This is a genomic window from Methylobacterium sp. D54C (assembly GCF_053345595.1).
The window spans coordinates 39,154-58,616 of the sequence record NZ_JBKFAK010000021.1 but is presented as its reverse complement, the minus strand read 5'-3'; the positions used below and the strand labels follow the sequence as shown (position 1 = coordinate 58,616).

Below are 19,463 nucleotides of genomic sequence, written 5' to 3'. Positions count from 1 at the left end.
CCCGATAGCAGGCCTCGACCGAACGTTGCCCAGACGATCGCCCAGGGAGCTTCACACAGTCGCGGCAGGCATTTCGGACCGCGCCGGCGCCGGTCGTGCCCCAGATCGACGGTCAGGGGCTCAGAAGTTTGACGAACGCGGCGCCCGCGCCGAAGAATGCGGCCGCAGCTGCCATGCCGGCGAAACCGATGGAGAGCGGGGCCAGGACACGGTCTCGACCGAGCTTGAGCGTCTCGGCGTGCAGCTTCGCCGCCTCGGCCTGAAGCTTGGTCTGCTCGTCGATCAGCTTCCGCTGCTCGGCCACGAACTTTTCCGTCTCCGCATTGGAGCGCAGGACGCGGGCGACCTGCTCGGCATAATCCAGCGTCACGGGAGCAACGGTGTCGACCATCGCGGTTCGTGCCCGATCTCAGCCAGCGCGACTCTGCTGACCCGTTCCGGCAATGTGAGAACGCACGGGGAACCCGTCAACCCGCTCACGCTCGCCGCTCGGCCTCCATGCGCAAGCCGTGCTCCGGCCGGAGCGTCACCCGGTGGAGCGGCGTGACCGCGGGGTGATCCGCCGGCAGCCGGAAGCGCACCGCCCGGACCACGTGGGCCAGCACGATCACCGCCTCCTGGATCGAGAAGCTCTGGCCGATGCAGACCCGCGGCCCCGCCCCGAACGGCAGGTAGGCGAAGCGCGGGATCGCGTCCCGGTTCTCGGGCAGGAACCGCTCCGGCACGAAGGCCTCCGGGTCGTCCCAGAGCAGCTGGTGGCGGTGGAGCACCCAGGGCGCCACCATCACCAGCGAGCCCCGCGGCACCTTGATCCGGCCGAGGCGGTCGTCGCGGACCGCCTGCCGGCTGAGGAACGGCACCGGCGGGAACAGCCGCATCGCCTCCTCGATCACCGCCCGGGTGAAGGGCAGGCGCTCGACGGCGAAATCCCCCGGCCCGGCCGCGTCGACCTCGGCCTCGACCCGCGCCTGCGCGGCGGGATCCTGCGACAGGCAGTAGAGCGCCCAGGTCAGGGAATTGGCCGTGGTCTCGTGGCCGGCGGCGATGAAGGTGACGATGTTGGCCTTCACGGCGAGGTCCGAGAGCCCGTTGCCGGTCTCGGGATCCTGCGCGGCGAGCAGCAGGGTCAGCAGGTCCCGGGGCGCCTCGCCCCCCGCCATCAGCGCCTTGCGCCGGGCGATCAGTTCGTCGACCACCTCGGCGAAGAAGCGCCCCGCCGGGCGCGCCCGCAACCGGCCGATCCGCGGCACGAAATCGGGCACGCCGAACACGTCGAGGGGGTCGATCGGCCCGACGGCCTCGAGGAAGCGCGTGATCGCGCGGCCCAGCGCGTCGGGATCGCTCGGCAAACCTTGCGTGAAGATCGTACGCTCCAGCACGTCGAGGGTGACGCGGGTCATCTCCAGGGCGACGTCGACCCGCTTGCCGTCGCGGCGGACGAGGCGGCGGCCGAGCCGCGCCCCGGCGGCGTTCATCGCGTCGGAGAAGCCCTGGACCGTCCGGGCGTTGAAGATCGGCGCCAGCGTCCGGCGCTGGAGCCGCCACTCGTCGCCCTCGGCGCTGAGCAGGCCGTTGCCGAGCCCCGGGGCCAGCACGCGGCGCTGGAGGTCGTCCTTGCGGTAGCCGTCGGGGTTCTCGATCAGCAGGTAGCGGATCAGCGCCGGGTCGCTCACCAGGGTGATCCGGCCCATCGCGCCCTCGGCCGCCACGACCGGCAGCTTGAAATGCGCGTCCATCCAGGTGGTGATCGGGTTCTTGCGCGCCGCCCGCAGGAACTCGAACAAGCCGAGCGGCTCCTTCAGCGGCGGCGGCACGACGGGGCGGAACCGGGTGCCGGCCATCGGTTCGGAGAGATCGATCGTGGCGCTCATCGGCTCCTTGTCCGGCGGGAACAGAGCCCCGCCCTTGTCGGCGCACCGGGGAAAACCGGCATCGCGATTCACCCGCGCCTCATTTAAGTAGGCACCGCACTGCACCAGACGTAGAGGCCACGATGTCGCCCACCGAGACCGCCACCCGCACCGAGTCCGACACCTTCGGTCCGATCGAGGTCCCGGCCCACCGCTACTGGGGCGCGCAGACGCAGCGCTCGATCCAGAACTTCAAGATCGGCACCGACCGGATGCCGGCGCCGCTCGTCCACGCCCTCGGGGTGGTGAAGCAGGCCGCCGCCCTGGTGAACAAGGATCTCGGCGCCCTCGACCCGAAGCTCGCCGACGCCATCGCGGCCTCGGCCGCCGAGGTCGTGGAGGGCCGCTACGACGACGAGTTCCCGCTCGTCATCTACCAGACCGGCTCGGGCACCCAGTCGAACATGAACGCCAACGAGGTGATCGCCAGCCTCGCCAACGAGCGCCTGGGCGGCCAGCGCGGCGGCAAGTCGCCGGTCCACCCGAACGACCATTGCAACCGCGGCCAGTCCTCCAACGACACCTTCCCCACGGCCATGCACATCGCGGTGGCCCGCGAGATCCAGGGCCGCCTGCTGCCGGCACTCTCCCACCTCCACGCCGCCCTCGACGCCAAGGCCAAGGCGTTCGACGCGATCGTCAAGATCGGGCGCACCCACCTGCAGGACGCGACGCCGGTCTCCCTCGGCCAGGAATTCTCCGGCTACGTCGCGCAGGTCGCCCTCGGCGGCTCGCGGGTCGCCGCGACCCTGCCGGGGGTGCTGGCGCTCGCCCAGGGCGGCACGGCGGTCGGCACCGGCCTCAACGCCCATCCGGAATTCGCCGAGCGCTTCGCCGCCAAGGTCGCCGAGCTGACCGGCCTGCCCTTCACGTCGGCCGAGAACAAGTTCGAGGCGCTCGCGACCCACGACGCCCTGGTGTTCACGCAGGGCGCCCTCTCGGCGCTCGCCGCCGGCCTGTTCAAGATCGCCCAGGACATCCGCTTCCTCGGCTCGGGCCCGCGCTCCGGCCTCGGCGAGCTGTCGCTCCCCGAGAACGAGCCCGGCTCCTCGATCATGCCCGGCAAGGTCAACCCGACCCAGTGCGAGGCCCTGACGATGGTCTGCGCCCAGGTGATCGGCAACGGCACCACGGTGAGCTTCGCCGGCTCCCAGGGCAATTTCGAGCTCAACGTGTTCAAGCCGGTGATCGCCAACGCGGTGCTGCAGTCGATCCGCCTGCTCGCCGACGCGGCGGTGAGCTTCACCGACAATTGCGTCGTCGGCATCAAGGCCAACGAGGACAAGATCGCCGACCTGATGAGCCGGTCGCTCATGCTGGTCACCGCGCTCGCCCCCTCGATCGGCTACGACAAGGCCGCCGAGATCGCCAAGACCGCGCACAAGAACGGCACGACCCTCAAGGAGGAGGCCCTGCGCCTCGGCTACGTGACCGAGGCGGAGTTCGAGCGCGTGGTGCGGCCGGAGACCATGCTGGCCCCCAGCGCCGATTAGTTTCTTGGGATTTGGCCGGCGCGGGTGTCCTGCGCCGGTCGCCATTGCCGGGAGGCGATCCATGGCCGAGATCATCAACCTGCGTCAGGTCCGCAAGGCGAAGGCCCGCGCCGAGGCCGACACGAAGGCCGAGTCCAACCGCATCGCCTTCGGGCAGCCGAAGAAGGCCAGGACCCTCCAGCAGCGCCGCAAGGCCCTGGAGACCGAGCGGCACGAGGGCCACCGCCTGGAGCGGGGCGAGCCCGATCCGGCAGACTGAGAGCAGATCCGGATGCAGCAGCCCCACCGTCCTTGCGAGCGGAGCGAAGCGATCCAGTCGCGCCACGCCGACCAGGGTCGCGCTGCCCTGGATCGCTTCGCTCCGCTCGCGAGGACGGGACGCGCAGCCGCCTCGCCATGAGCCCGGGCATCACCAAGCGCTCCGTGATGATCGCCGGCCACCGGACCAGCGTGTCCCTGGAGGACCCGTTCTGGGCGGCCCTGCGGGCGATCGCGGAGGCGCGGGGCCAGTCGGTCCAGGCCCTTATCGGGCACATCGACGCCGGCCGCGACGGCCAGAACCTGTCCTCGGCGATCCGCGTGTTCGTGCTGGAGGCCGTCCGCGCGATGCCGGAAACGTGAGCGCCGCGCGCCCTGGCCGCTCTCCCGATCCTGAATAGGTGTCTGACGATCGCGTGACAAATCCACGCACGAAGGAGACCCCATGGCCAGTAGAGAGCCGCTGCTCAAGACCATCCCGATCGCGGAGCTGCGCCCGACGCAGATGACCGTGGGCTACCGGGAAGTGGCGGAGAAGCGGCGGCGCTGGCGGGAGTACGACGGCGAGAAGAAGAAGGAATTCCTCGGCGCCCACATGATCCCGACGCTGCTCGGGCCGAAGAAGCGCCACTACATCATCGATCACCACCACCTCTCCCGCGCCCTGCACGAGGAGGGCGTCGAGAACGTGCTCGTCACCGTGGTGGCCGACCTGCACTACCTCGACAAGGACGCGTTCTGGACGGTCTGCGACCACAAATCCTGGACCCACCCCTACGACGCCGACGGCGTGCGCCAGCACTTCGACGACATCCCGAAATCCGTCGACGCCCTGGTGGACGACCCCTATCGCAGCCTCGCCGGCGAGCTGCGCCGGGCCGGCGGCTTCGCGAAGGACACAACGCCGTTCAGCGAGTTTCTCTGGGCCGACTTCCTGCGGCGGAACATCAAGGAGAAGCGGATCGAGAACGACTTCTCCTCGGCCCTGGAGCGGGCGATGTCGCTGGCCAAGTCCAAGGACGCCGACTACCTGCCCGGCTGGTGCGGGCCGGTGACCCGCCACGTCCGCTGAGACCCGCAGACGGTCGCGGCGGCGCCTCGAGCGCTCTTCCGCCGAAGCGGACGCCGGTTCGGCGCCGGAGAGCGCGTCACGGCAGAGGCTTGGAGCCGCGCACGGTCGCAACGCGATCGGGCACGGCTCTAGATGCCCCAGTAGGGCGCCGCGTCGTAGTAGCGGTGGATCTGCTCCTCCCAGGCGCCGTCCGCGGCCGGATCGGTGCCCTCGGGGGTGCGGGCCGGGGCGGCGCGCAGCTGCGCCTCGGTGATGTCGACCACGTAGGCGTCCTGCTGCGGCTCGAACCGCAGCACCGACCAGGGCAGCGTGTAGAAGTCCTCGCCGAGGCCCAGGAACCCGCCGAAGCTCATCACCGCGTAGGCGACCCGACCCGAGACCTTGTCGAGCATCAGCCGCTCGATCCGTCCGACCCGTGTCCCGTCGGGCCGGCGGACATCCGTCCCGATGACCCGATCGCTGGCGATCAGGCGGCGGGGCTCCCGGCCGGCCGGGTTCGCCGTGCCGGGCTGACCGGTGTCCGTTCCCGTTCCCGTGGCCGTCATCGCCGCCTCCCGACCGTTTCCGCGCGACGCGCGCCGTCTGCCCGAAAAACGCCCCGCCCCTGGGCCACGTTCCGGCGGGCGCCCGCGCCCGCCCTCTCCAGCCGGACGAACAGCCCCCGCATGCCGATGCCGCGTTTCGCCCAGAGCCTCGCGCTCGCCGCCCTGCTCCTGCCCGCCGCCGCGCAGGCCCAGGATCGCGGCAGCGTCAATCCGAAGCCGCTGCCGCCCCTGGAGCATCCGGACGCGCCCTCGACGCCCGCCAAGGCCCTGTTCGGGCGGGTCACCAAGGCGTCCTCCGGTCCGGCCCACATCTACGGCTTCTACGCCAAGGGCTGCTTCGCCGGCGGCGAGGCGCTGCCGCTCGACGGGCCGAACTGGCAGGTCATGCGCCCGTCCCGCAACCGGATGTGGGGCACGCCCTACCTCGTCGACTTCATCGAGCGGCTGTCGCAGAAGGCCGCCCGGGTCGGCTGGCCCGGCCTCCTCGTGGGCGACATGGCCCAGCCCCGCGGCGGCCCGATGATCACCGGCCACGCCTCGCACCAGATCGGCATCGACGCCGACGTCTGGCTGACGCCGATGCCCGACCACCGCATGAGCCGGGCGGAGCGCGAGGAGACCTCGGCCACCGACATGGTCCGCCGCGATCGCCTCGACATCGATCCCCAGGTCTGGACGCCCACGCACCTGCAGCTGATCAAGATCACCGCCGAGCAGCCGGAGGTGGAGCGCATCTTCGTCAACGCGGCGATCAAGAAGGCCCTCTGCCGCGACGCCGCGGGCAGCCGCTGGATGTCCAAGGTCCGCCCGATGTACGGGCACAATTACCACTACCATATCCGGCTTTCCTGCCCGGCCGGCCAGGAGGATTGCCAGCCCCAGGGCGCGCCGCCGCCAGGCGATGGCTGCGACGACCTCAGCTACTGGTTCTCGGACGCGGTGCTCCACCCGAAGCCCCCGAAGACGCCGCCGAAGGCCAAGCCCGCCATGACCATGGCGGCGCTGCCCGCCGCCTGCCGGGCGGTGCTGAAGGCGCCGTAGGCCGGGCCCCCGGGGATGGTCGCCGCTCAGGGCGCGGCCGCCTCCGCGTAGGGCGTGCCGGCCAGCGCCGCCGCGAGGCCGGCCGTCCCCCGGTCGATGACCGCCAGGAAGGCGGCATTCGCCGCCTCCGTCCGCCGCGTCGCCCGGAAGGTCCGGTGCGCCCGGAGGAAGGCCACGCTCCAGGTCGCCAGCAGCAGGCCGGCCGCCAGGTCGGCGTCGGGATCCTCAGGCCCGCGCCCGACGGATTCGGCGAGCGCGACCCGCACCACGCCCGCGAGTTCGTCCCGGATCGCCCGGGCCCGGGCCTTGAGCGTCTCGCTCCCGGCCGCCGTCGCGACGAAGGCGCCGCTGCGCGCCGAGAATTCCACGACCGGGTTGCGGCCCGTCACCAGCCGGTGCGCCAGCTGGCGGAGCGTCTCGACCGGCGCGACCCGGGGATCGCGCTGCCGCAGGGTCTCGCGCAGGAGTGCGCGCCCCTCCTCATCGCGGTCGTAGAACATGTCCTCCTTGCGGGGGAAATGGTTGAACACGGTCATCCGGCCGACATCCGCAGCCGCCGCGATCTCATCCACCGTCACGGCGTCGAAGCCGCGCTCCAGGAACAGCCGCGTGGCGGCGTCGGAGATGGCCTGCCGGGTGGCGAGGCGCTTGCGGGACCGGCGGTCGGGAGGCGTTGACATGCGCCGCCTCATACCACATCCATCCATGGACTGAGTATAGAAATGGATTAAGTCCATGGATGAGCCTGTCGACGTCATCGTGGTTGGAGCCGGGCCGGTCGGGCTCCTGACCGCCATCGAGCTGACCCTCGGGGGCGCGCGCGTCCGGGTGCTGGAGCGCCTCACCGAGCCGAGCACCACCATCAAGGCGCTGGGGCTCGGCCCCCTGGGCGTCGAGGCGCTGCAGCGGCGGGGGATGGGCGCGGCGATCGAGGCCGCCGAGGCGCGGAGCCTCGCGGCGATGGGCCGCTTGCCGGGTCAGGTCGGCGGCGGCCCGCGCGGGGCGCAGTTCAGCGGCCATTTCGGCTTCCTGTTCATCCGCCGCGGCCCGCAGGCGGAGCCGGACCGGCGCATGCGCGCGGTCGATCAGCAGAGCCTCGAAGCCATGCTGCTCGACCGCGCCGCGGCGCTCGGGATCGACCTGCGCCGCGGCTGCACGCTCACGGGCTTCACGGAGGCGGCCGACGGGGTCGAGGTGGCCTGGACCGCGCCGACGGGCGACGCGCGCGTCCGCTGCGCCTATCTCGTCGGCTGCGACGGCGGCCGCAGCGCGGTCCGCAAGATGGCCGGCTTCGCCTTCCCCGGCACGCCGCCGACGCTCACCATGTACCAAGCGATCGCCGATCTCGACGATCCCGCCGGCGCGCTGCCGGTCGGCTGGCACCGCGGGCCGGGGGGCGTCTACGGCCACGGGCCGTTCCCGCGCCGCCTGTTCATGCTGGATTTCAGCGGCCCGCCGGCCGACCGGCAGGCGCCCGTCACGCGCGACGAGATCGAGACCGCGCTGCGCCGGGTCAGCGGCACGGACGTCCGCGTCGCCCGGGTCGCGGTCGCGAACCGGTGGGCCGACAACACGCGCCTCGTCGACACCTACCGCCGGGGCCGCGTGCTGCTCGCCGGCGACGCGGCGCATGTCCACGCGCCCTTCGGCGGCCAGGGCCTGAGCCTCGGCCTGGGCGACGCCGCCAATCTCGGCTGGAAGCTCGCCGCCGTGCTGCGCGGGGAGATGCCCGAGACCCTGCTCGACACCTACACGGCCGAGCGGCGCCCGGTGGCCGAGGCCGTCACGGCCAACACCCGCGCCCAGGCGGCGATCCTGCGGCCCGATCCGCAATCGGGCGCGCTGCGCGACCTGATGGCGCGGCTCCTGGAGAGCGACGAGGTCAGCCGGATCCTCGGCGGCCTGATGCGCGGCCTGAGCGCCCGGTACGATCTCGGCTCGCCCGAGGACGCGGTCGGCCGGATGGCCGGCGACGGGCCGCTCGGCGCCGGCGGCGCGACGCTCTACGGCGCGATGCAGGACGGCCGGGGCCTCCTCGTCGACGGCAGCGCCGACGGCGCGGCCTCCCGGATGGTCGCCGCGGCGACGGGCCGGGTGACCTGCGTGGCGGTCCCGGACGGGCCCTCGACGCTGGTCCGCCCCGACGGCTGCGTCGCCTGGACGGGCGCGGCAACCGCCCTCGACGGCCTGCGGGAGGCGGTGGGCCGCTGGTTCGGCCCGTCACCGGCCGGGCCGCTCGGCGCGCCGGCTCCGATGTGCTAACCGCCCCGGATGCCCCGCTGGCTCTTCATCCTCCTCGCGACCGCCCTCGCCCTCTCGGTCCTCGGCAGCGTCCTGATCGTGCTGCGCAGCCCGAACAGCACGCCGCCCCTGCGGGGCGGCGCCGCCGGCGCCCCGGCGCCGGGCCCGCAGACGCGGCCCGACAGCCGGAGCCCGTGAGGCTCGGGCGGCGCCGCCGGTTCCCGCCGGGTCGCAACAGCCGGCCGGGTTCTCGACCGGGTTCTTGGCCAGCTTCTTGGCCAGCTTCTTGGCCGGGGCCTGCTGGTGGCAGGCCCCCGCGAAGCGGTGCGCCAGCGGCCCGCCTCCCGGTCTCGGGCGCCGCCCGATACGGGAAGGCGGGGACCGCCGGACGACGTTCGGCGCCCGCCCTCCGCGAACCGCGCCGCGAGAGACTGGACCGCGCGGGCAAATTCCGGCTTGGTGCCCCGACGACGCGGGTCGGACGTCCGCCCTGCGCGGCGCTGTGAGGGGCTGATCCGGATGGAGACGGGCGGGACCGCCACGAGCCACGTGCCGGACGACCTCAAGGCGGAGGCGCACCGGGGCGATCCCTTCGCGGCCGCCGTGCGGGCGACCCGGATGCCGATGATCATCACCGATCCGGCCCAGCACGATAACCCGATCGTCTTCGTGAACGACGCCTTCCTGAAGCTGACCGGCTACACCCGGATGGAGGTGGTCGGCCGCAATTGCCGCTTCCTGCAGGGGCCCGACACCGAGGCGGCGGCCGTCGACCGCCTCCGCGCGGCCATCCGGCGGGAGGAGGACATCCGGGTCGACCTCCTCAACTACCGCAGGGACGGCTCGACCTTCCAGAACGCCCTCTACGTCGGCCCGGTGCGGGACGAGGCGGGACGGGTGGTCTACTTCTTCGCCTCGCAGCTCGACGTCAGCGAGCACTACGCGCTGACCGCCGAGATCGAGCGGCTGAAGGCCGCCCTGGCCGAGGCCGAGGCCAAGCTCGCGGCCCGCTAGCCCGTCCGGAGGATCAGGGCTTCGTCGGATCAGGGCTTCGTCAGGAACCCGATCGGCTCGCGGCCCGGCTGGCCGAGCCAGAGCAGGACCGCGCCGAGGCCGAGGCCGATCAGGGAGGCCGGCGCCAGGGTGAGCGGCAGGCCCAGGATGTGCCAGAGCCAGGGCGCCGCCCCCTCCACGCTGCCCTGCAGGGCGCTGGCCTTGTCCTTGAACAGGGTGGCGATCACGTCGGAGAGCGGCGTCACCCGCAGCCCGTTGTTGGCGATGGAGCGGGCGCCGTCGTAGACCAGCGCGACGAAGCCGCCGGCCATCAGCAGGAAGCCCAGGACGCGGGCCAGGAAGCGGAACATCGCGGGGCCTTCTGAGCCTTGCCTTACGGGCCGTGGGTGCCGGATCGGCGCGCCCGCCCCGGGAGTATGGGGCCGCGCCGCAAGGTGCAAGCGCCTGGGGCGAGCGTCGATCCGCGCGGTTGCGGGGCCCTCGGGCCCGTGCCACAGGGTCGCCCGGCGGCGGCGGGCCGTGCAGGGAACGGTCGACCTTGGACGCGCGCGCGACGAATCTCGGCCTCGTGATCTTCGATTGCGACGGCGTCCTCGTGGACAGCGAGCCCCTGAGCCTCGCCTGCCTGACGGCCGGGCTCAACCGGATCGGCGTGGACATCGACTTCGCCACCGTGCGGGCGCGCTTCACCGGCACCGCGATGCCCTCGATCATGGCGCATATCGCCCGCGACTACGGCGTCACCGCCCCGGACGGCTTCGTCGAGGCGGTGAAGGCCGAGACCCTGGCGCTGTTCGACGCGGAGCTGCGGGCGATGCGCGGCGTCGCCGAGGCGGTCGCCGCCGTGGGCCTGCCGGTCTGCGTCGCGTCGAGCAGCGACCCGGTGCGGCTGCGCCACTCCCTGACGCTGACCGGGCTGCTCCCCCTGTTCGGCGACCGCGTCTTCTCCTCGGCGCAGGTGGCGCGGGGCAAGCCCTTCCCCGACCTGTTCCTGTTCGCCGCCGAGCGGATGGGCGTCGCTCCGGCGGCATGCCTCGTGATCGAGGACAGCGTTCCCGGGGTCACGGCGGCCCGGAGCGCCGGCATGCGGGTCGCGGGCTTCACTGGCGGCGGCCACTGGGGTCACGACCCGGCGGGCGCCGGGCTCGCGGAGGCCGGCGCGGCCCGGATCTTCTCGGACTTCTCCGACCTCGCCGCGGTGATCGCCGCGGCCTGAACGATCCGCCTCCCGGACGCGTGCCCGGGACCGGCTTCCTGCCAGGCCGGCCCTCGAAATCGGAAGTCCGTTCCGTTGACGGTGCGCCGTGCCGCGCCCATCTTCAGGGGTGCCGGCCCGGCCGCGCACCTCGGGTGCGCGACAGGGCGGGCCGCGGTCCTTTGAGAAGCGTAGCTTGCGCCGCGTGATCAAACGCTAAAGCACTGCGCTGGCCCCGTGCCGCGCGGTCCTTCAGTCTGGAGGACGTCCGATGGTCACTCGCACATCGTCCCTTCGATACCCGCTCCCGATCGCCCCCTGCTGCCCCGCCGCCCGCCGGCGCTGTCGACGCTGAGCCCCGTCGATCCTCCGCAGCAACCAACGCGATCCGGCACGGCGACCGGCCGGCCCAGGGAGTTCCCGATCCGATGCACAGCCTCGCAGAGTACAAACCCGAAGACCGTCCCGACCTCGCGGACCCGGCCCTCGGCCCGAGCGAACCCGCCCGGGTGATCGAGATCGGTGAGGTCACCGCCGGGATCGCCGTCCCCGAGGGGCGCGGCGTCCGGTTCTTCTCGTCCGCGCGCGATTTCGACGGGCTCGACGGCGCCGTGTTCCGTACGGCCGAGCAGGCCGCCCGCGCGGCCCGCGCGCGCATGAGCGCCCGGTCCCCCGACCGGTCGCACCGGCCCGCGCTGCGGCGAGCCTGACCCGCCCGCTACTTGCTGCACTCGTCCCGGGTGCGCTTCATGGCCTCCGCGAATCCGCCGAGCGCGTACTCGTCGCTCGTCGGGTTCCCGCGCATCGACGTGGCCTTGATGATGATCTTCGGGTTGCGGGCGCTCATCTCGGAGACGACCCGCGCCTCCTCGGCGGGGTTCTGCAGCCAGGCATTGCCGTCCTTGACCACGAGGCCGTAGCGGCTGGCGCCGAGGTTGAGGCTCGGGTCGGTCGGCGCGGCCGCGGAGCCGGGCTTGACCTGGGAGGCCGCGGGCTTCGACGGGAAGCCCAGCATCACCGCCACCTCGTTCTGGATGTTCTCGCCCTTGCGCACGCTCACGAACAGGTAGGCGGTGTCGCGCTTCAGGGTCTTGGGCGAGCGCGTCTGCGGCTGCGCGATCGCGTAGCAGAGCTTGTTGCGGCCGTCGCCGTTCACGAACACGTTCCAGTCGCCGAAGATCGCCACCGGGGTGGCCTGCTGCATCCCCGGCGGGGTCGCGGTCTTCTTCTCGGCGCGCTTGCTCCGCTCGCGGCCGTGCCGCCGCCCGCGCCGCGACGGGGCCGCGTCGCCACCGCCGGCGTCCGGGGCCACCGCCGCGTCCTGGGCGTGGGCCGCCGTCGCGACCAGGCAAGTCCCGCCGAGCACACCTCCGACGAGGCCGGTAACCAGCCCGGAGGCGAGCAGGGCGAGAGCTCCGACCGGGAGCGAGCGGGGGACGCGGACCATCTTCACTTCCTGACGACGGGCGGCTCCGTCAGGAGCCGGACCGGGGTTCGGGATTAGTGAAGCTTGCGTAAAACGTCGGCAAGATGGCGGGGCGGGATCCGTCGACAATCAGACGGCGCGGGCTTCCGTCGCCCGGGCCGCGATGACGCCGGCCGGGACCGGCAGCGGCTCGACCGCCGGGCCGGCGGGCACCGCGATGGCGTTCGGCCGGGCCGGCGCGGCGCGCTGGCGGGGCGGATCGTTGTAGGGGGTGTTGTAGCCCTTGCGGACGGCGGCCCAGTAGGACTCGCGCGTCAGGCCCGAACCGGTCAGGGCGGCGTCGATCATCGCCGTGGCGTGCGCCGCGAAATCCGGCACCTCCTCCGTGTTCAGCCAACTCTCGACAGGCATCCTGCGAACTCCGATCCAGACGGCGAAGCTTGTAGCTGAGCGGACTTAGCCAGACGGTGAACGCGCGGGCGGGCCGAGGGTTGCAATGCACAATTTTGAACGGTCCTGTGGATGAGCGGGGCCCGATCCCCGGTCCGAGGCGACCGGGGGGCCGCCGCGCGGGCGGAGCGGCGGGCCGCAGGCCCCCGGCAACCCTCGGGGGCTAGCGGCGCGAAGCGCCAGCCGGCGCCGGTCGCCGTCGGCCGCGGCGGCTCAGCCCAGCCGCTCGATCCAGGCCTGCGCCTGGCGCCGGACGTTGTCGGGCGCGGTGCCGCCGTAGCTGGTGCGGCTCGCCACCGAGTTCTCGACGCCCAGCACCGCGTAGACCGCCTCGGTGATCCGCGGCTCCGCCTCCTGCATCTCGGGTAGCGACAGCTCTTCGAGCCCGACGCCCTTGGCGGAGGCCGCGCCGACGAGGCGGCCGGTGACGTGGTGCGCCTGCCGGAACGGCAGGCCGAGCTCGCGCACCAGCCAGTCGGCGAGGTCGGTGGCGGTGGCGTAGCCGGAGCCGGCGGCGCGGCCGAGCACTTCGGCGTTGGGCTCCAGGTCCTTCACCATGCCGGTCATGGCGGCGAGGCACAGGGACAGCGCCTGGAGGGCGTCGAAGGTGCCCTCCTTGTCCTCCTGCATGTCCTTCGAGTAGGCGAGCGGCAGGCCCTTCATGACGATGAGCAGGCCGGTCAGCGCGCCGATGATCCGGCCGCTCTTCGCGCGCACCAGCTCGGCGGCGTCGGGGTTGCGCTTCTGCGGCATGATCGACGAGCCGGTCGTGAACCCGTCCGACAGCCGCACGAAGTTGAACTGGGCCGAGGTCCAGACCACCAGCTCCTCGGCGAAGCGCGACAGGTGCACGGCGCAGATCGAGGCCGCCGCCAGCGCCTCCAGGGCGAAGTCGCGGTCGGCGACCGAGTCGAGGGAGTTGGCGGTCGGCCGGTCGAAGCCGAGGGCCGCCGCGGTGGCGTGCCGGTCGATCGGGAAGGACGTTCCGGCGAGCGCGGCGGCGCCCAGCGGGCACTCGTTGAGCCGCGCCCGGGCGTCGCGGAACCGGCCCCGGTCGCGGGCCAGCATCTCGACATAGGCGAGGCAGTGGTGGCCGAAGGTCACCGGCTGGGCCGACTGGAGATGGGTGAAGCCCGGCATCACGGTGCCGGCGTGCTTCAGCGCCGCCTGGCTGAGGGCGCGCTGCAGGTCGGCGGCCTGCTGGTCGAGGGAATCGAGGGTGTCGCGCACCCACAGCTTCATGTCGGTGGCGACCTGGTCGTTGCGCGAGCGCGCCGTGTGCAGCCGCCCGGCGGCCGGGCCGACGATCTCGGTGAGCCGGCTCTCCACCGACATGTGGATGTCCTCGAGCTCGCGCTTGTACACGAAGCTTCCGCCCTCGATCTCGTCGCGCACGGACTTGAGCCCGGCCTCGATCGCGGCCACATCCTCCGCCGGCAGGATGCCGGCTTGGCCCAGCATCGCCACATGCGCCAGCGAGCCGCGGATATCCTGGGGCGCGAGGCGCTTGTCGAATCCGATGGAGGCGTTGATCTCCTCCATGATCTCCGCCGGGCCGCTCGCGAAGCGGCCGCCCCACATCCGGTTGCTCATGTCGATCCTTCCGCGCCCTGACCGTCCCGAGGCCCGAGCCTGATGCCCGGCCGCACGCCCATCCTGGCCGGCGCGGGCGTCGCCGCGCTCGCCGTCCTCGGCCTCGCCCTATACGGGAGCGGTCTCCTGCCCGGCAACACGGGCGGCGCCCTTCAGCCCTGCGCCGCCGCCAAGCCGGCGCTGGCCCGGGTCGATGCGGCCGCGAAGGGCGAGGTCGCCGCCATGCAGGCCCCGCCGCAGGCCCGGCCCGCGCCGGACATCCGGTTCAAGGGGCCGGACGGCGCCGAGACCGGCCTCGCCGACCTCAGGGGCCGGCTGCTCCTCGTGAATCTCTGGGCGACGTGGTGCGCGCCCTGCAAGGCCGAGATGCCGGCCCTCGACCGGCTCCAGGCGCAGCTCGGCGGGCCCGACTTCCAAGTCGTCGCGATCAACGTCGACACGCGCAACCTCGAGAAGCCGTCGGAATGGCTGAAGCAGGCGGGCATCCACGACCTCGCCTTCTACGCCGATCCCGGCGGCCGCGTGCTGCCGATCCTCCAGCGCGACACGCAGTCGCCCGGCCTGCCGACCACGATGCTGGTCGACGCGCAGGGCTGCACGATTGGGGTGATGAAGGGGCCGGCCGCGTGGTCGAGCGCGGACGGGCTGGCGCTGATCCGCGCGGCGCTGGGGCGGACGTCGTAACGGTCGCGGCCGCGCGGTTGCGCGCGTCTCCGATGCGCGGCAAGGCGTGTCGCGATGACCTCGCCCGCACCTGACCGCGCCCCTCCGAGGCGGAGGCCCCGCCCCCTCTCGATCATCCGCACGCTGCTCGCCGGCGAGGCGGCGGGCGGGCTGATCCTGATGGCGGCGGCGGCCCTGGCGCTGGTCGTCGCCAACGGGCCGCTCGCGGACACCTACGCGCACGCCCTCCACGCCGAACTCGGCCCGATGAGCGTGCAGCACTGGATCAACGACGGCCTGATGGCCGGGTTCTTCCTGCTGGTCGGCCTGGAGATCAAGCGCGAGGCCCTCGACGGGCGGCTGCGGACCTGGCCCGACCGGGTCCTGCCCGGCGTCGCGGCGCTCGGCGGCATGGCGGTCCCGGCCGCATTCTACGCGCTCACCAATCTCGGGGCCGGCACCCTGCGGGGCTGGGCGATCCCGGCCGCCACCGACATCGCCTTCGCGCTGGGCGTCCTCGCGCTCCTCGGGTCGCGGGTGCCGGTCTCCCTCAAGATCTTCCTCAGCGCGGTCGCCATCGTCGACGACCTCGGCGCCGTGGTGGTGATCGCGCTGTTCTACAGCTCCGGCCTCGACCTCACCATGCTGGCGCTCGCCGCCGCGGTGCTGGCCGCCCTCTACGGCCTCAACCGGGCGGGGATCGGGTGGCTCCCGGCCTACGGGCTCCTCGGCCTCGTGCTGTGGGTCCTCGTGCTGCGCTCCGGGATCCACGCGACGATCGCGGGCGTGCTGCTCGCGCTCACGATCCCGATCCGGGTCAGCCCGGGCCGGCCGGAGGACGCGCACTCGCCCCTGCACCGGCTGGAGCACGCCCTCGCCCCCTGGATCACCTACGGGGTGGTCCCGGTCTTCGGCTTCGCCAATGCCGGCGTCGACCTCTCCGGCCTCACCCCCGAGGCCCTGCTCCAGCCGGTGACGCTCGGCATCGCGGCGGGCCTGTTCCTCGGCAAGCAGGCCGGCGTGTTCGCGAGCCTGCGGCTGGCCGTGGCGCTGGGATGGGCCAAGCGCCCGGCCGGGGCCGGCTGGGGGCAGGTCTACGGGGTCGCGGTCCTGTGCGGCATCGGCTTCACCATGAGCCTGTTCATCGGCGGCCTCGCCTTCCCGGACCCGCAGCACGAGACCGCCGTGAAGCTCGGCGTGCTCGCGGGCTCGGCCCTGTCGGGACTCGCCGGCGCGGCGATCCTCCTCGTCGCGAAGCGCCGCGTCGCCCCACACTAGGGGGCGGCGCGCTTCGTCATTGCGAGCGCAGCGAAGCAACCCAGTGCAGCGGAACATCGGGAAGCGTGGCGCCGTCTAGATTGCTTCGCTCCGCTCGCAATGACGGCGGCGCAAGGACGGCACCTCTTCCACGTGCCGGGCTCCGTCCGGCGCGAAAATGCGCTACCCCCCGTGGGCATGCGCTTCTATCTCGGCCTCGCCACCACCTTCCACGACCCGGCCCTCGCCCTGGTCGGGCCCGACGGCACCCTGCTCTTCGCCGAGGCGGCGGAGCGCGCCCTGCAGTACAAGCGCGCGCCGAACTGCGAGCCGGACGCCCCGTCGCAGATGGCCGCGCTGCTGAAGGCGCACGTCCCGCCGGGCTCGGAACTCGTCGTCGCCTCGACCTGGGGCCCGCAATTCACCGACTTCCTGCGCGGCCAGGCCGGTGCCGGGGCCTTCGACCTGATGGCGCTCGCCACCCACACCACGGCGCTCAACCGCTCCTTCGTGCCCGAGCAGGCCGAGCGGGTGTTCATCGCCGACCTCCACGGCGCCCAGGAGCGGGCCGGCCACGGCACCCTGCTGGCCCTGAACCAGGAGGCGCGGATCAGCGGCGCGGCGCCCCGGGCGACGATCGCCGGGCAGCGGCGCTACCCGCACCACCTGTGCCACGCCGCCTACGGCCTCTGGGGCAGCCCCTTCGAGACGGCCACCGCCCTGGTGGTCGACGGCATGGGCGAGACCGGTGCGGCGGCGATCTACCGCCTGGAGGGCGGCCGGATCACGGAGCTGCGCCGCCACCGCGGGCGCGGCTCGCTGGGCTTCCTGTACGGGCTGATCACCGACCTCGCCGGCTTCGATCAGGTGAAGGGCGAGGAGTGGAAGATCATGGGGCTCGCCCCCTACGGCCGGCCCGACCCGGACCTCGCCGCCCTGCTCGGCCGGCTCTGCACGGTCGAGGGTCACCGCCTGCGCTACGCCGACGCGGAGACGATCCGGGCGGTCGCCGCGGAGATCCGCGCCCGCCGCCCCGCCGACGCCCTGGAGAACGGCTGGCCCGACCTCGCCCGCTGCGGCCAGGACCTGTTCGGGACGCTCATGGACGCGCTGGTGGCGGAGGCCCACGCGCTGGCGCCGTCCGAGAACCTCGTGATCGCCGGCGGCTGCGGGCTGAACTCCTCCTACAACGGCCGGGTGCTCGGCCGGTCCGGCTTCACCCGGCTGCACGTGCCCTCGGCCCCGGCGGACGACGGCAACGCGGTCGGCGCGGCGTGGCTCGCCTACGCGGAGGACCATCCGGACTGGGCCGGGCCGCCGCCGGCGCAGCGCCCGCTCTCGCCCTATCTGGGCTCGCGGGTCCCGACCGGCGCGATGGAGCGGCTCGCCGAGCAGGAGCCCCGGGCCCGGCGCGTCGGCCACGCGGAGGCGACCCGCGCGGCGGCGCGGATCCTGGCCGAGGGCGGCCTCGTCGGCTGGGTGCAGGGCCGGGCGGAGTTCGGGCCCCGGGCGCTCGGCAACCGGTCGATCCTGGCCGATCCGCGGCCGGAGGGCGCCAAGGACGCGCTCAACGCCAAGGTGAAGTACCGGGAGGCGTTCCGGCCGTTCGCGCCGTCGATCCTGGCGGAGGCCGGGCCGGACTGGTTCGAGGATTACGCCGACAGCCCCTACATGGAGCGCACCCTGGTCTGGCGCGAGGCGGTCCGCGCCCGCGTCCCGGCGGTGGTCCACGCGGACGGCACCGGCCGGCTCCAGAGCGTCACGGCGGCGCGCAACCCGGCCTACGCGGCCCTGATCGGCGCCTTCGCGGCGATCACCGGCGTGCCGATCCTGCTCAACACGAGCTTCAACGTGATGGGCAAGCCGATCCTCCACGGCGCGGAGGACGCGATCCTGATGTTCTACACCACCGGCCTCGACGCCCTCGTGGTCGAGGACTGGCTGGTCGTGAAATGAGACGCGCCGCGCCCCAGGGGAACGCGGCGCCAGTTCGATAACCGCGGACGCGATTTACTCGCAGACCTCGACGCGGCGGTAGGTGAACTCGCCGTCGCCGAGCCACTCCTTGCGGCGCTCGTAGTGGCAGATCGGGCCGCGGCGCTCGCGCACCACGATGGTCTCGGGCTCCTCGACCACGACCCGGCGCGGGCGGTACTCCGGCGGCGGCGGGGGCGGCGGGTTCGCGCCGTTGACGAGGGCGCTGCCGACCATGCCGCCGACGACGCCGGCCGCGAGGCCGCCGACGATGGCGCCGGTCTGGTCGCGGGCGGTGGCCGGGGCGACCGCCCCGAGCACCAGGGTGACCGCGAGGGCTGCGGCCCCAGCGCGGATCGTCGTGAAGGAACCGTTCAAGGACACGCGAAACATCTCCCGTTCGTGTTGAGGATGATCCAACACCGGGAGGATTAAGAATCCGCGAAGTGGGCCAATTGAATTGTGTGCCGGATAAGGCGGCCCGCGGTCGCTCCGGCCTGAGGCGAGGCGCTGCCGTCCTTGCGAGCGCAGCGAAGCAACCCCGGGGCAGCGCGCTTTGCCCGGATGCAGCCGTGTCCCTGGATCGCTTCGCTGCGCTCGCAAGGACGGAATGGGCACTTCCCGCGCCGGACGCGGCGGCCGCAGATTCCCCTTCAGAGCAGCCCGTCGAGAGATCCCACCACCGTCGTGGGCGCCAGATCCGCGTACTCGTCGGGCAGGCCCCTGCGGTTGACCCAGGCGGTCCGGAACCCGAAGGCCCCCGCCCCCGCCACGTCCCAACGGTTCGACGAGCAGAACAGCACGTCGCCCTGCCCCACCGCCAGCCGGGTCAGGGCGATCCGGTAGGCGTCGGGATGGGTCTTGAACACCTGCGCGTCGTCCACCGAGAGGACCGCGTCGAGGTGGTCGGCCAGCCCCGCGGAGGCGACCGCCCGGTCGACCATGGCGGCGTTGCCGTTGGTGAGGACGGCGGTGCGGATGCCGCGCTTGCGCAGGGCCGCCAGCACGCCCGGGACCTCCGGGTAGGCCTCGAGGTCGCGATAGGCGTCGAGGAGGCGCTCGCGCAGGCTGGGATCGACGTTCGGGTGGACCGCCAGGGCGTAGTCGAGGGCCCGCACGGTGAGGTCCCAGAAGGCGGCGTACTGGCCCATGAGCGACAGGGTCCAGCTGTACTCGAGCTGCTTGTTGCGCCAGACCTCGGAGAGGTGGGCGGCGTCCGGACCCACCGCCTCGGCGTAGCGCTGGACCGCGGCGTTCACGTCGAACAGCGTTCCGTAGGCGTCGAACACCGCGGCCTTCACGCCCGCGAGGGGATTCGGTGCGTCGGTCAT

At 73.0% G+C, this 19,463-nt stretch carries 23 protein-coding genes; 13 read left to right on the top strand and 10 right to left on the bottom strand.

Annotation, left to right across the window (positions count from 1 at the left end; genetic code table 11):
• Positions 1 to 112: 112 nt before the first annotated feature.
• Both ACLBYB_RS26320 and ACLBYB_RS26315 read right to left on the bottom strand, forming a co-directional pair.
• A complete protein-coding gene (locus ACLBYB_RS26320) occupies positions 113 to 391 on the bottom strand; it encodes a hypothetical protein (RefSeq protein WP_056524376.1) in 279 nt (92 codons plus the stop codon).
• 85 nt (positions 392 to 476) lie between these two features.
• The gene (locus tag ACLBYB_RS26315; protein ID WP_447700550.1) at positions 477 to 1,871 is read right to left on the bottom strand and encodes a cytochrome P450; all 1,395 of its coding nucleotides are present in this window, start codon (positions 1,869 to 1,871) and stop codon (positions 477 to 479) included.
• A 122-nt stretch (positions 1,872 to 1,993) separates the two neighbouring features.
• On the opposite strand from ACLBYB_RS26315, the gene fumC reads away from it, so the two are divergent.
• From fumC to ACLBYB_RS26295, 4 genes are all read left to right on the top strand, one after another.
• A complete protein-coding gene (gene fumC, locus ACLBYB_RS26310; RefSeq protein WP_020091298.1) occupies positions 1,994 to 3,403 on the top strand; it encodes a class II fumarate hydratase in 1,410 nt (469 codons plus the stop codon).
• Positions 3,404 to 3,464: 61 nt separating this feature from the next.
• Entirely contained in the window at positions 3,465 to 3,662 is a 198-nt protein-coding gene (locus tag ACLBYB_RS26305; RefSeq protein ID WP_056524383.1) for a DUF4169 family protein, read from the top strand.
• 137 nt (positions 3,663 to 3,799) lie between these two features.
• Positions 3,800 to 4,024: a ribbon-helix-helix domain-containing protein gene (locus ACLBYB_RS26300; RefSeq protein ID WP_020091300.1), complete on the top strand. Its 225-nt coding sequence runs from the start codon at positions 3,800 to 3,802 to the stop codon at positions 4,022 to 4,024.
• A gap of 82 nt (positions 4,025 to 4,106) precedes the next feature.
• On the top strand, positions 4,107 to 4,733 hold the full coding sequence (locus ACLBYB_RS26295; RefSeq protein ID WP_020091301.1) for a ParB-like protein: 627 nt from the start codon (positions 4,107 to 4,109) through the stop codon (positions 4,731 to 4,733).
• Positions 4,734 to 4,861: 128 nt separating this feature from the next.
• Here the strand turns inward: ACLBYB_RS26295 and ACLBYB_RS26290 are convergent, their stop codons facing one another.
• The gene (locus tag ACLBYB_RS26290) at positions 4,862 to 5,278 is read right to left on the bottom strand and encodes a PRC-barrel domain-containing protein (RefSeq protein ID WP_020091302.1); all 417 of its coding nucleotides are present in this window, start codon (positions 5,276 to 5,278) and stop codon (positions 4,862 to 4,864) included.
• A gap of 120 nt (positions 5,279 to 5,398) precedes the next feature.
• Between ACLBYB_RS26290 and mepA the strand changes: the two genes are divergently transcribed.
• A complete protein-coding gene (gene mepA, locus ACLBYB_RS26285; RefSeq protein WP_020091303.1) occupies positions 5,399 to 6,319 on the top strand; it encodes a penicillin-insensitive murein endopeptidase in 921 nt (306 codons plus the stop codon).
• Positions 6,320 to 6,345: 26 nt separating this feature from the next.
• Here the strand turns inward: mepA and ACLBYB_RS26280 are convergent, their stop codons facing one another.
• On the bottom strand, positions 6,346 to 6,999 hold the full coding sequence (locus ACLBYB_RS26280; RefSeq protein WP_042672642.1) for a TetR/AcrR family transcriptional regulator: 654 nt from the start codon (positions 6,997 to 6,999) through the stop codon (positions 6,346 to 6,348).
• A 55-nt stretch (positions 7,000 to 7,054) separates the two neighbouring features.
• On the opposite strand from ACLBYB_RS26280, the gene ACLBYB_RS26275 reads away from it, so the two are divergent.
• From ACLBYB_RS26275 to ACLBYB_RS26265, 3 genes are all read left to right on the top strand, one after another.
• Entirely contained in the window at positions 7,055 to 8,581 is a 1,527-nt protein-coding gene (locus ACLBYB_RS26275; protein ID WP_447700549.1) for an FAD-dependent monooxygenase, read from the top strand.
• A 9-nt stretch (positions 8,582 to 8,590) separates the two neighbouring features.
• Positions 8,591 to 8,758, top strand: coding sequence for a hypothetical protein (locus ACLBYB_RS26270; protein ID WP_165923204.1), 168 nt, complete (start codon positions 8,591 to 8,593; stop codon positions 8,756 to 8,758).
• 321 nt (positions 8,759 to 9,079) lie between these two features.
• Complete coding sequence (locus ACLBYB_RS26265; protein ID WP_447700548.1) at positions 9,080 to 9,574, top strand: PAS domain-containing protein; 495 nt, start codon at positions 9,080 to 9,082, stop codon at positions 9,572 to 9,574.
• A 29-nt stretch (positions 9,575 to 9,603) separates the two neighbouring features.
• Here the strand turns inward: ACLBYB_RS26265 and ACLBYB_RS26260 are convergent, their stop codons facing one another.
• Complete coding sequence (locus ACLBYB_RS26260; protein ID WP_020091308.1) at positions 9,604 to 9,924, bottom strand: hypothetical protein; 321 nt, start codon at positions 9,922 to 9,924, stop codon at positions 9,604 to 9,606.
• A 188-nt stretch (positions 9,925 to 10,112) separates the two neighbouring features.
• Here ACLBYB_RS26260 and ACLBYB_RS26255 point away from each other — a divergent pair, with 188 nt between their 5' ends.
• Both ACLBYB_RS26255 and ACLBYB_RS26250 read left to right on the top strand, forming a co-directional pair.
• Complete coding sequence (locus ACLBYB_RS26255) at positions 10,113 to 10,790, top strand: HAD family hydrolase (protein ID WP_020091309.1); 678 nt, start codon at positions 10,113 to 10,115, stop codon at positions 10,788 to 10,790.
• 407 nt (positions 10,791 to 11,197) lie between these two features.
• Positions 11,198 to 11,479: a hypothetical protein gene (locus ACLBYB_RS26250; RefSeq protein ID WP_042673333.1), complete on the top strand. Its 282-nt coding sequence runs from the start codon at positions 11,198 to 11,200 to the stop codon at positions 11,477 to 11,479.
• A gap of 8 nt (positions 11,480 to 11,487) precedes the next feature.
• Here ACLBYB_RS26250 and ACLBYB_RS26245 read toward each other — a convergent pair whose 3' ends face one another.
• The 3 genes from ACLBYB_RS26245 to argH all read right to left on the bottom strand — a co-directional run bounded on the left by ACLBYB_RS26245 (position 11,488) and on the right by argH (position 14,238).
• On the bottom strand, positions 11,488 to 12,216 hold the full coding sequence (locus tag ACLBYB_RS26245) for an invasion associated locus b family protein (protein ID WP_447700547.1): 729 nt from the start codon (positions 12,214 to 12,216) through the stop codon (positions 11,488 to 11,490).
• Positions 12,217 to 12,324: 108 nt separating this feature from the next.
• Positions 12,325 to 12,606: a hypothetical protein gene (locus ACLBYB_RS26240; protein WP_020091312.1), complete on the bottom strand. Its 282-nt coding sequence runs from the start codon at positions 12,604 to 12,606 to the stop codon at positions 12,325 to 12,327.
• Between the two features lie 252 nt (positions 12,607 to 12,858).
• Complete coding sequence (argH, locus tag ACLBYB_RS26235; protein WP_042673336.1) at positions 12,859 to 14,238, bottom strand: argininosuccinate lyase; 1,380 nt, start codon at positions 14,236 to 14,238, stop codon at positions 12,859 to 12,861.
• Between the two features lie 42 nt (positions 14,239 to 14,280).
• Between argH and tlpA the strand changes: the two genes are divergently transcribed.
• The 3 genes from tlpA (at position 14,281) to ACLBYB_RS26220 (ending at position 18,114) form a co-directional block, all read left to right on the top strand.
• Positions 14,281 to 14,922 carry a thiol:disulfide interchange protein TlpA gene (gene tlpA / locus ACLBYB_RS26230; protein ID WP_020091314.1) on the top strand — a complete coding sequence of 214 codons (642 nt, stop codon included), beginning with the start codon at positions 14,281 to 14,283 and terminating at the stop codon, positions 14,920 to 14,922.
• Between the two features lie 54 nt (positions 14,923 to 14,976).
• Complete coding sequence (gene nhaA / locus ACLBYB_RS26225; protein ID WP_091675543.1) at positions 14,977 to 16,179, top strand: Na+/H+ antiporter NhaA; 1,203 nt, start codon at positions 14,977 to 14,979, stop codon at positions 16,177 to 16,179.
• Between the two features lie 177 nt (positions 16,180 to 16,356).
• Positions 16,357 to 18,114: a carbamoyltransferase family protein gene (locus ACLBYB_RS26220; protein WP_447700572.1), complete on the top strand. Its 1,758-nt coding sequence runs from the start codon at positions 16,357 to 16,359 to the stop codon at positions 18,112 to 18,114.
• A gap of 54 nt (positions 18,115 to 18,168) precedes the next feature.
• Here the strand turns inward: ACLBYB_RS26220 and ACLBYB_RS26215 are convergent, their stop codons facing one another.
• Together ACLBYB_RS26215 and ACLBYB_RS26210 are read right to left on the bottom strand one after the other, a co-directional pair.
• Positions 18,169 to 18,525 carry a hypothetical protein gene (locus tag ACLBYB_RS26215; RefSeq protein WP_042673343.1) on the bottom strand — a complete coding sequence of 119 codons (357 nt, stop codon included), beginning with the start codon at positions 18,523 to 18,525 and terminating at the stop codon, positions 18,169 to 18,171.
• Between the two features lie 260 nt (positions 18,526 to 18,785).
• Positions 18,786 to 19,463: a haloacid dehalogenase type II gene (locus tag ACLBYB_RS26210; RefSeq protein WP_447700546.1), complete on the bottom strand. Its 678-nt coding sequence runs from the start codon at positions 19,461 to 19,463 to the stop codon at positions 18,786 to 18,788.

What these genes read in the sequence shown, in the direction of transcription:
- ACLBYB_RS26210 (WP_447700546.1), bottom strand. Translation starts at nt 19,463, where the DNA reads ATGACCGACGCACCGAATCCCCTCGCGGGCGTGAAGGCCGCGGTGTTC.
- ACLBYB_RS26245 (WP_447700547.1), bottom strand. Translation starts at nt 12,216, where the DNA reads ATGGTCCGCGTCCCCCGCTCGCTCCCGGTCGGAGCTCTCGCCCTGCTC.
- nhaA (WP_091675543.1), top strand. Translation starts at nt 14,977, where the DNA reads ATGACCTCGCCCGCACCTGACCGCGCCCCTCCGAGGCGGAGGCCCCGC.
- argH (WP_042673336.1), bottom strand. Translation starts at nt 14,238, where the DNA reads ATGAGCAACCGGATGTGGGGCGGCCGCTTCGCGAGCGGCCCGGCGGAG.
- ACLBYB_RS26215 (WP_042673343.1), bottom strand. Translation starts at nt 18,525, where the DNA reads ATGTTTCGCGTGTCCTTGAACGGTTCCTTCACGACGATCCGCGCTGGG.
- tlpA (WP_020091314.1), top strand. Translation starts at nt 14,281, where the DNA reads ATGCCCGGCCGCACGCCCATCCTGGCCGGCGCGGGCGTCGCCGCGCTC.
- mepA (WP_020091303.1), top strand. Translation starts at nt 5,399, where the DNA reads ATGCCGATGCCGCGTTTCGCCCAGAGCCTCGCGCTCGCCGCCCTGCTC.
- ACLBYB_RS26290 (WP_020091302.1), bottom strand. Translation starts at nt 5,278, where the DNA reads ATGACGGCCACGGGAACGGGAACGGACACCGGTCAGCCCGGCACGGCG.
- fumC (WP_020091298.1), top strand. Translation starts at nt 1,994, where the DNA reads ATGTCGCCCACCGAGACCGCCACCCGCACCGAGTCCGACACCTTCGGT.
- ACLBYB_RS26275 (WP_447700549.1), top strand. Translation starts at nt 7,055, where the DNA reads ATGGATGAGCCTGTCGACGTCATCGTGGTTGGAGCCGGGCCGGTCGGG.
- ACLBYB_RS26305 (WP_056524383.1), top strand. Translation starts at nt 3,465, where the DNA reads ATGGCCGAGATCATCAACCTGCGTCAGGTCCGCAAGGCGAAGGCCCGC.
- ACLBYB_RS26260 (WP_020091308.1), bottom strand. Translation starts at nt 9,924, where the DNA reads ATGTTCCGCTTCCTGGCCCGCGTCCTGGGCTTCCTGCTGATGGCCGGC.
- ACLBYB_RS26315 (WP_447700550.1), bottom strand. Translation starts at nt 1,871, where the DNA reads ATGAGCGCCACGATCGATCTCTCCGAACCGATGGCCGGCACCCGGTTC.
- ACLBYB_RS26320 (WP_056524376.1), bottom strand. Translation starts at nt 391, where the DNA reads ATGGTCGACACCGTTGCTCCCGTGACGCTGGATTATGCCGAGCAGGTC.
- ACLBYB_RS26250 (WP_042673333.1), top strand. Translation starts at nt 11,198, where the DNA reads ATGCACAGCCTCGCAGAGTACAAACCCGAAGACCGTCCCGACCTCGCG.
- ACLBYB_RS26280 (WP_042672642.1), bottom strand. Translation starts at nt 6,999, where the DNA reads ATGTCAACGCCTCCCGACCGCCGGTCCCGCAAGCGCCTCGCCACCCGG.
- ACLBYB_RS26295 (WP_020091301.1), top strand. Translation starts at nt 4,107, where the DNA reads ATGGCCAGTAGAGAGCCGCTGCTCAAGACCATCCCGATCGCGGAGCTG.
- ACLBYB_RS26240 (WP_020091312.1), bottom strand. Translation starts at nt 12,606, where the DNA reads ATGCCTGTCGAGAGTTGGCTGAACACGGAGGAGGTGCCGGATTTCGCG.
- ACLBYB_RS26265 (WP_447700548.1), top strand. Translation starts at nt 9,080, where the DNA reads ATGGAGACGGGCGGGACCGCCACGAGCCACGTGCCGGACGACCTCAAG.
- ACLBYB_RS26270 (WP_165923204.1), top strand. Translation starts at nt 8,591, where the DNA reads ATGCCCCGCTGGCTCTTCATCCTCCTCGCGACCGCCCTCGCCCTCTCG.
- ACLBYB_RS26220 (WP_447700572.1), top strand. Translation starts at nt 16,357, where the DNA reads ATGCGCTTCTATCTCGGCCTCGCCACCACCTTCCACGACCCGGCCCTC.
- ACLBYB_RS26300 (WP_020091300.1), top strand. Translation starts at nt 3,800, where the DNA reads ATGAGCCCGGGCATCACCAAGCGCTCCGTGATGATCGCCGGCCACCGG.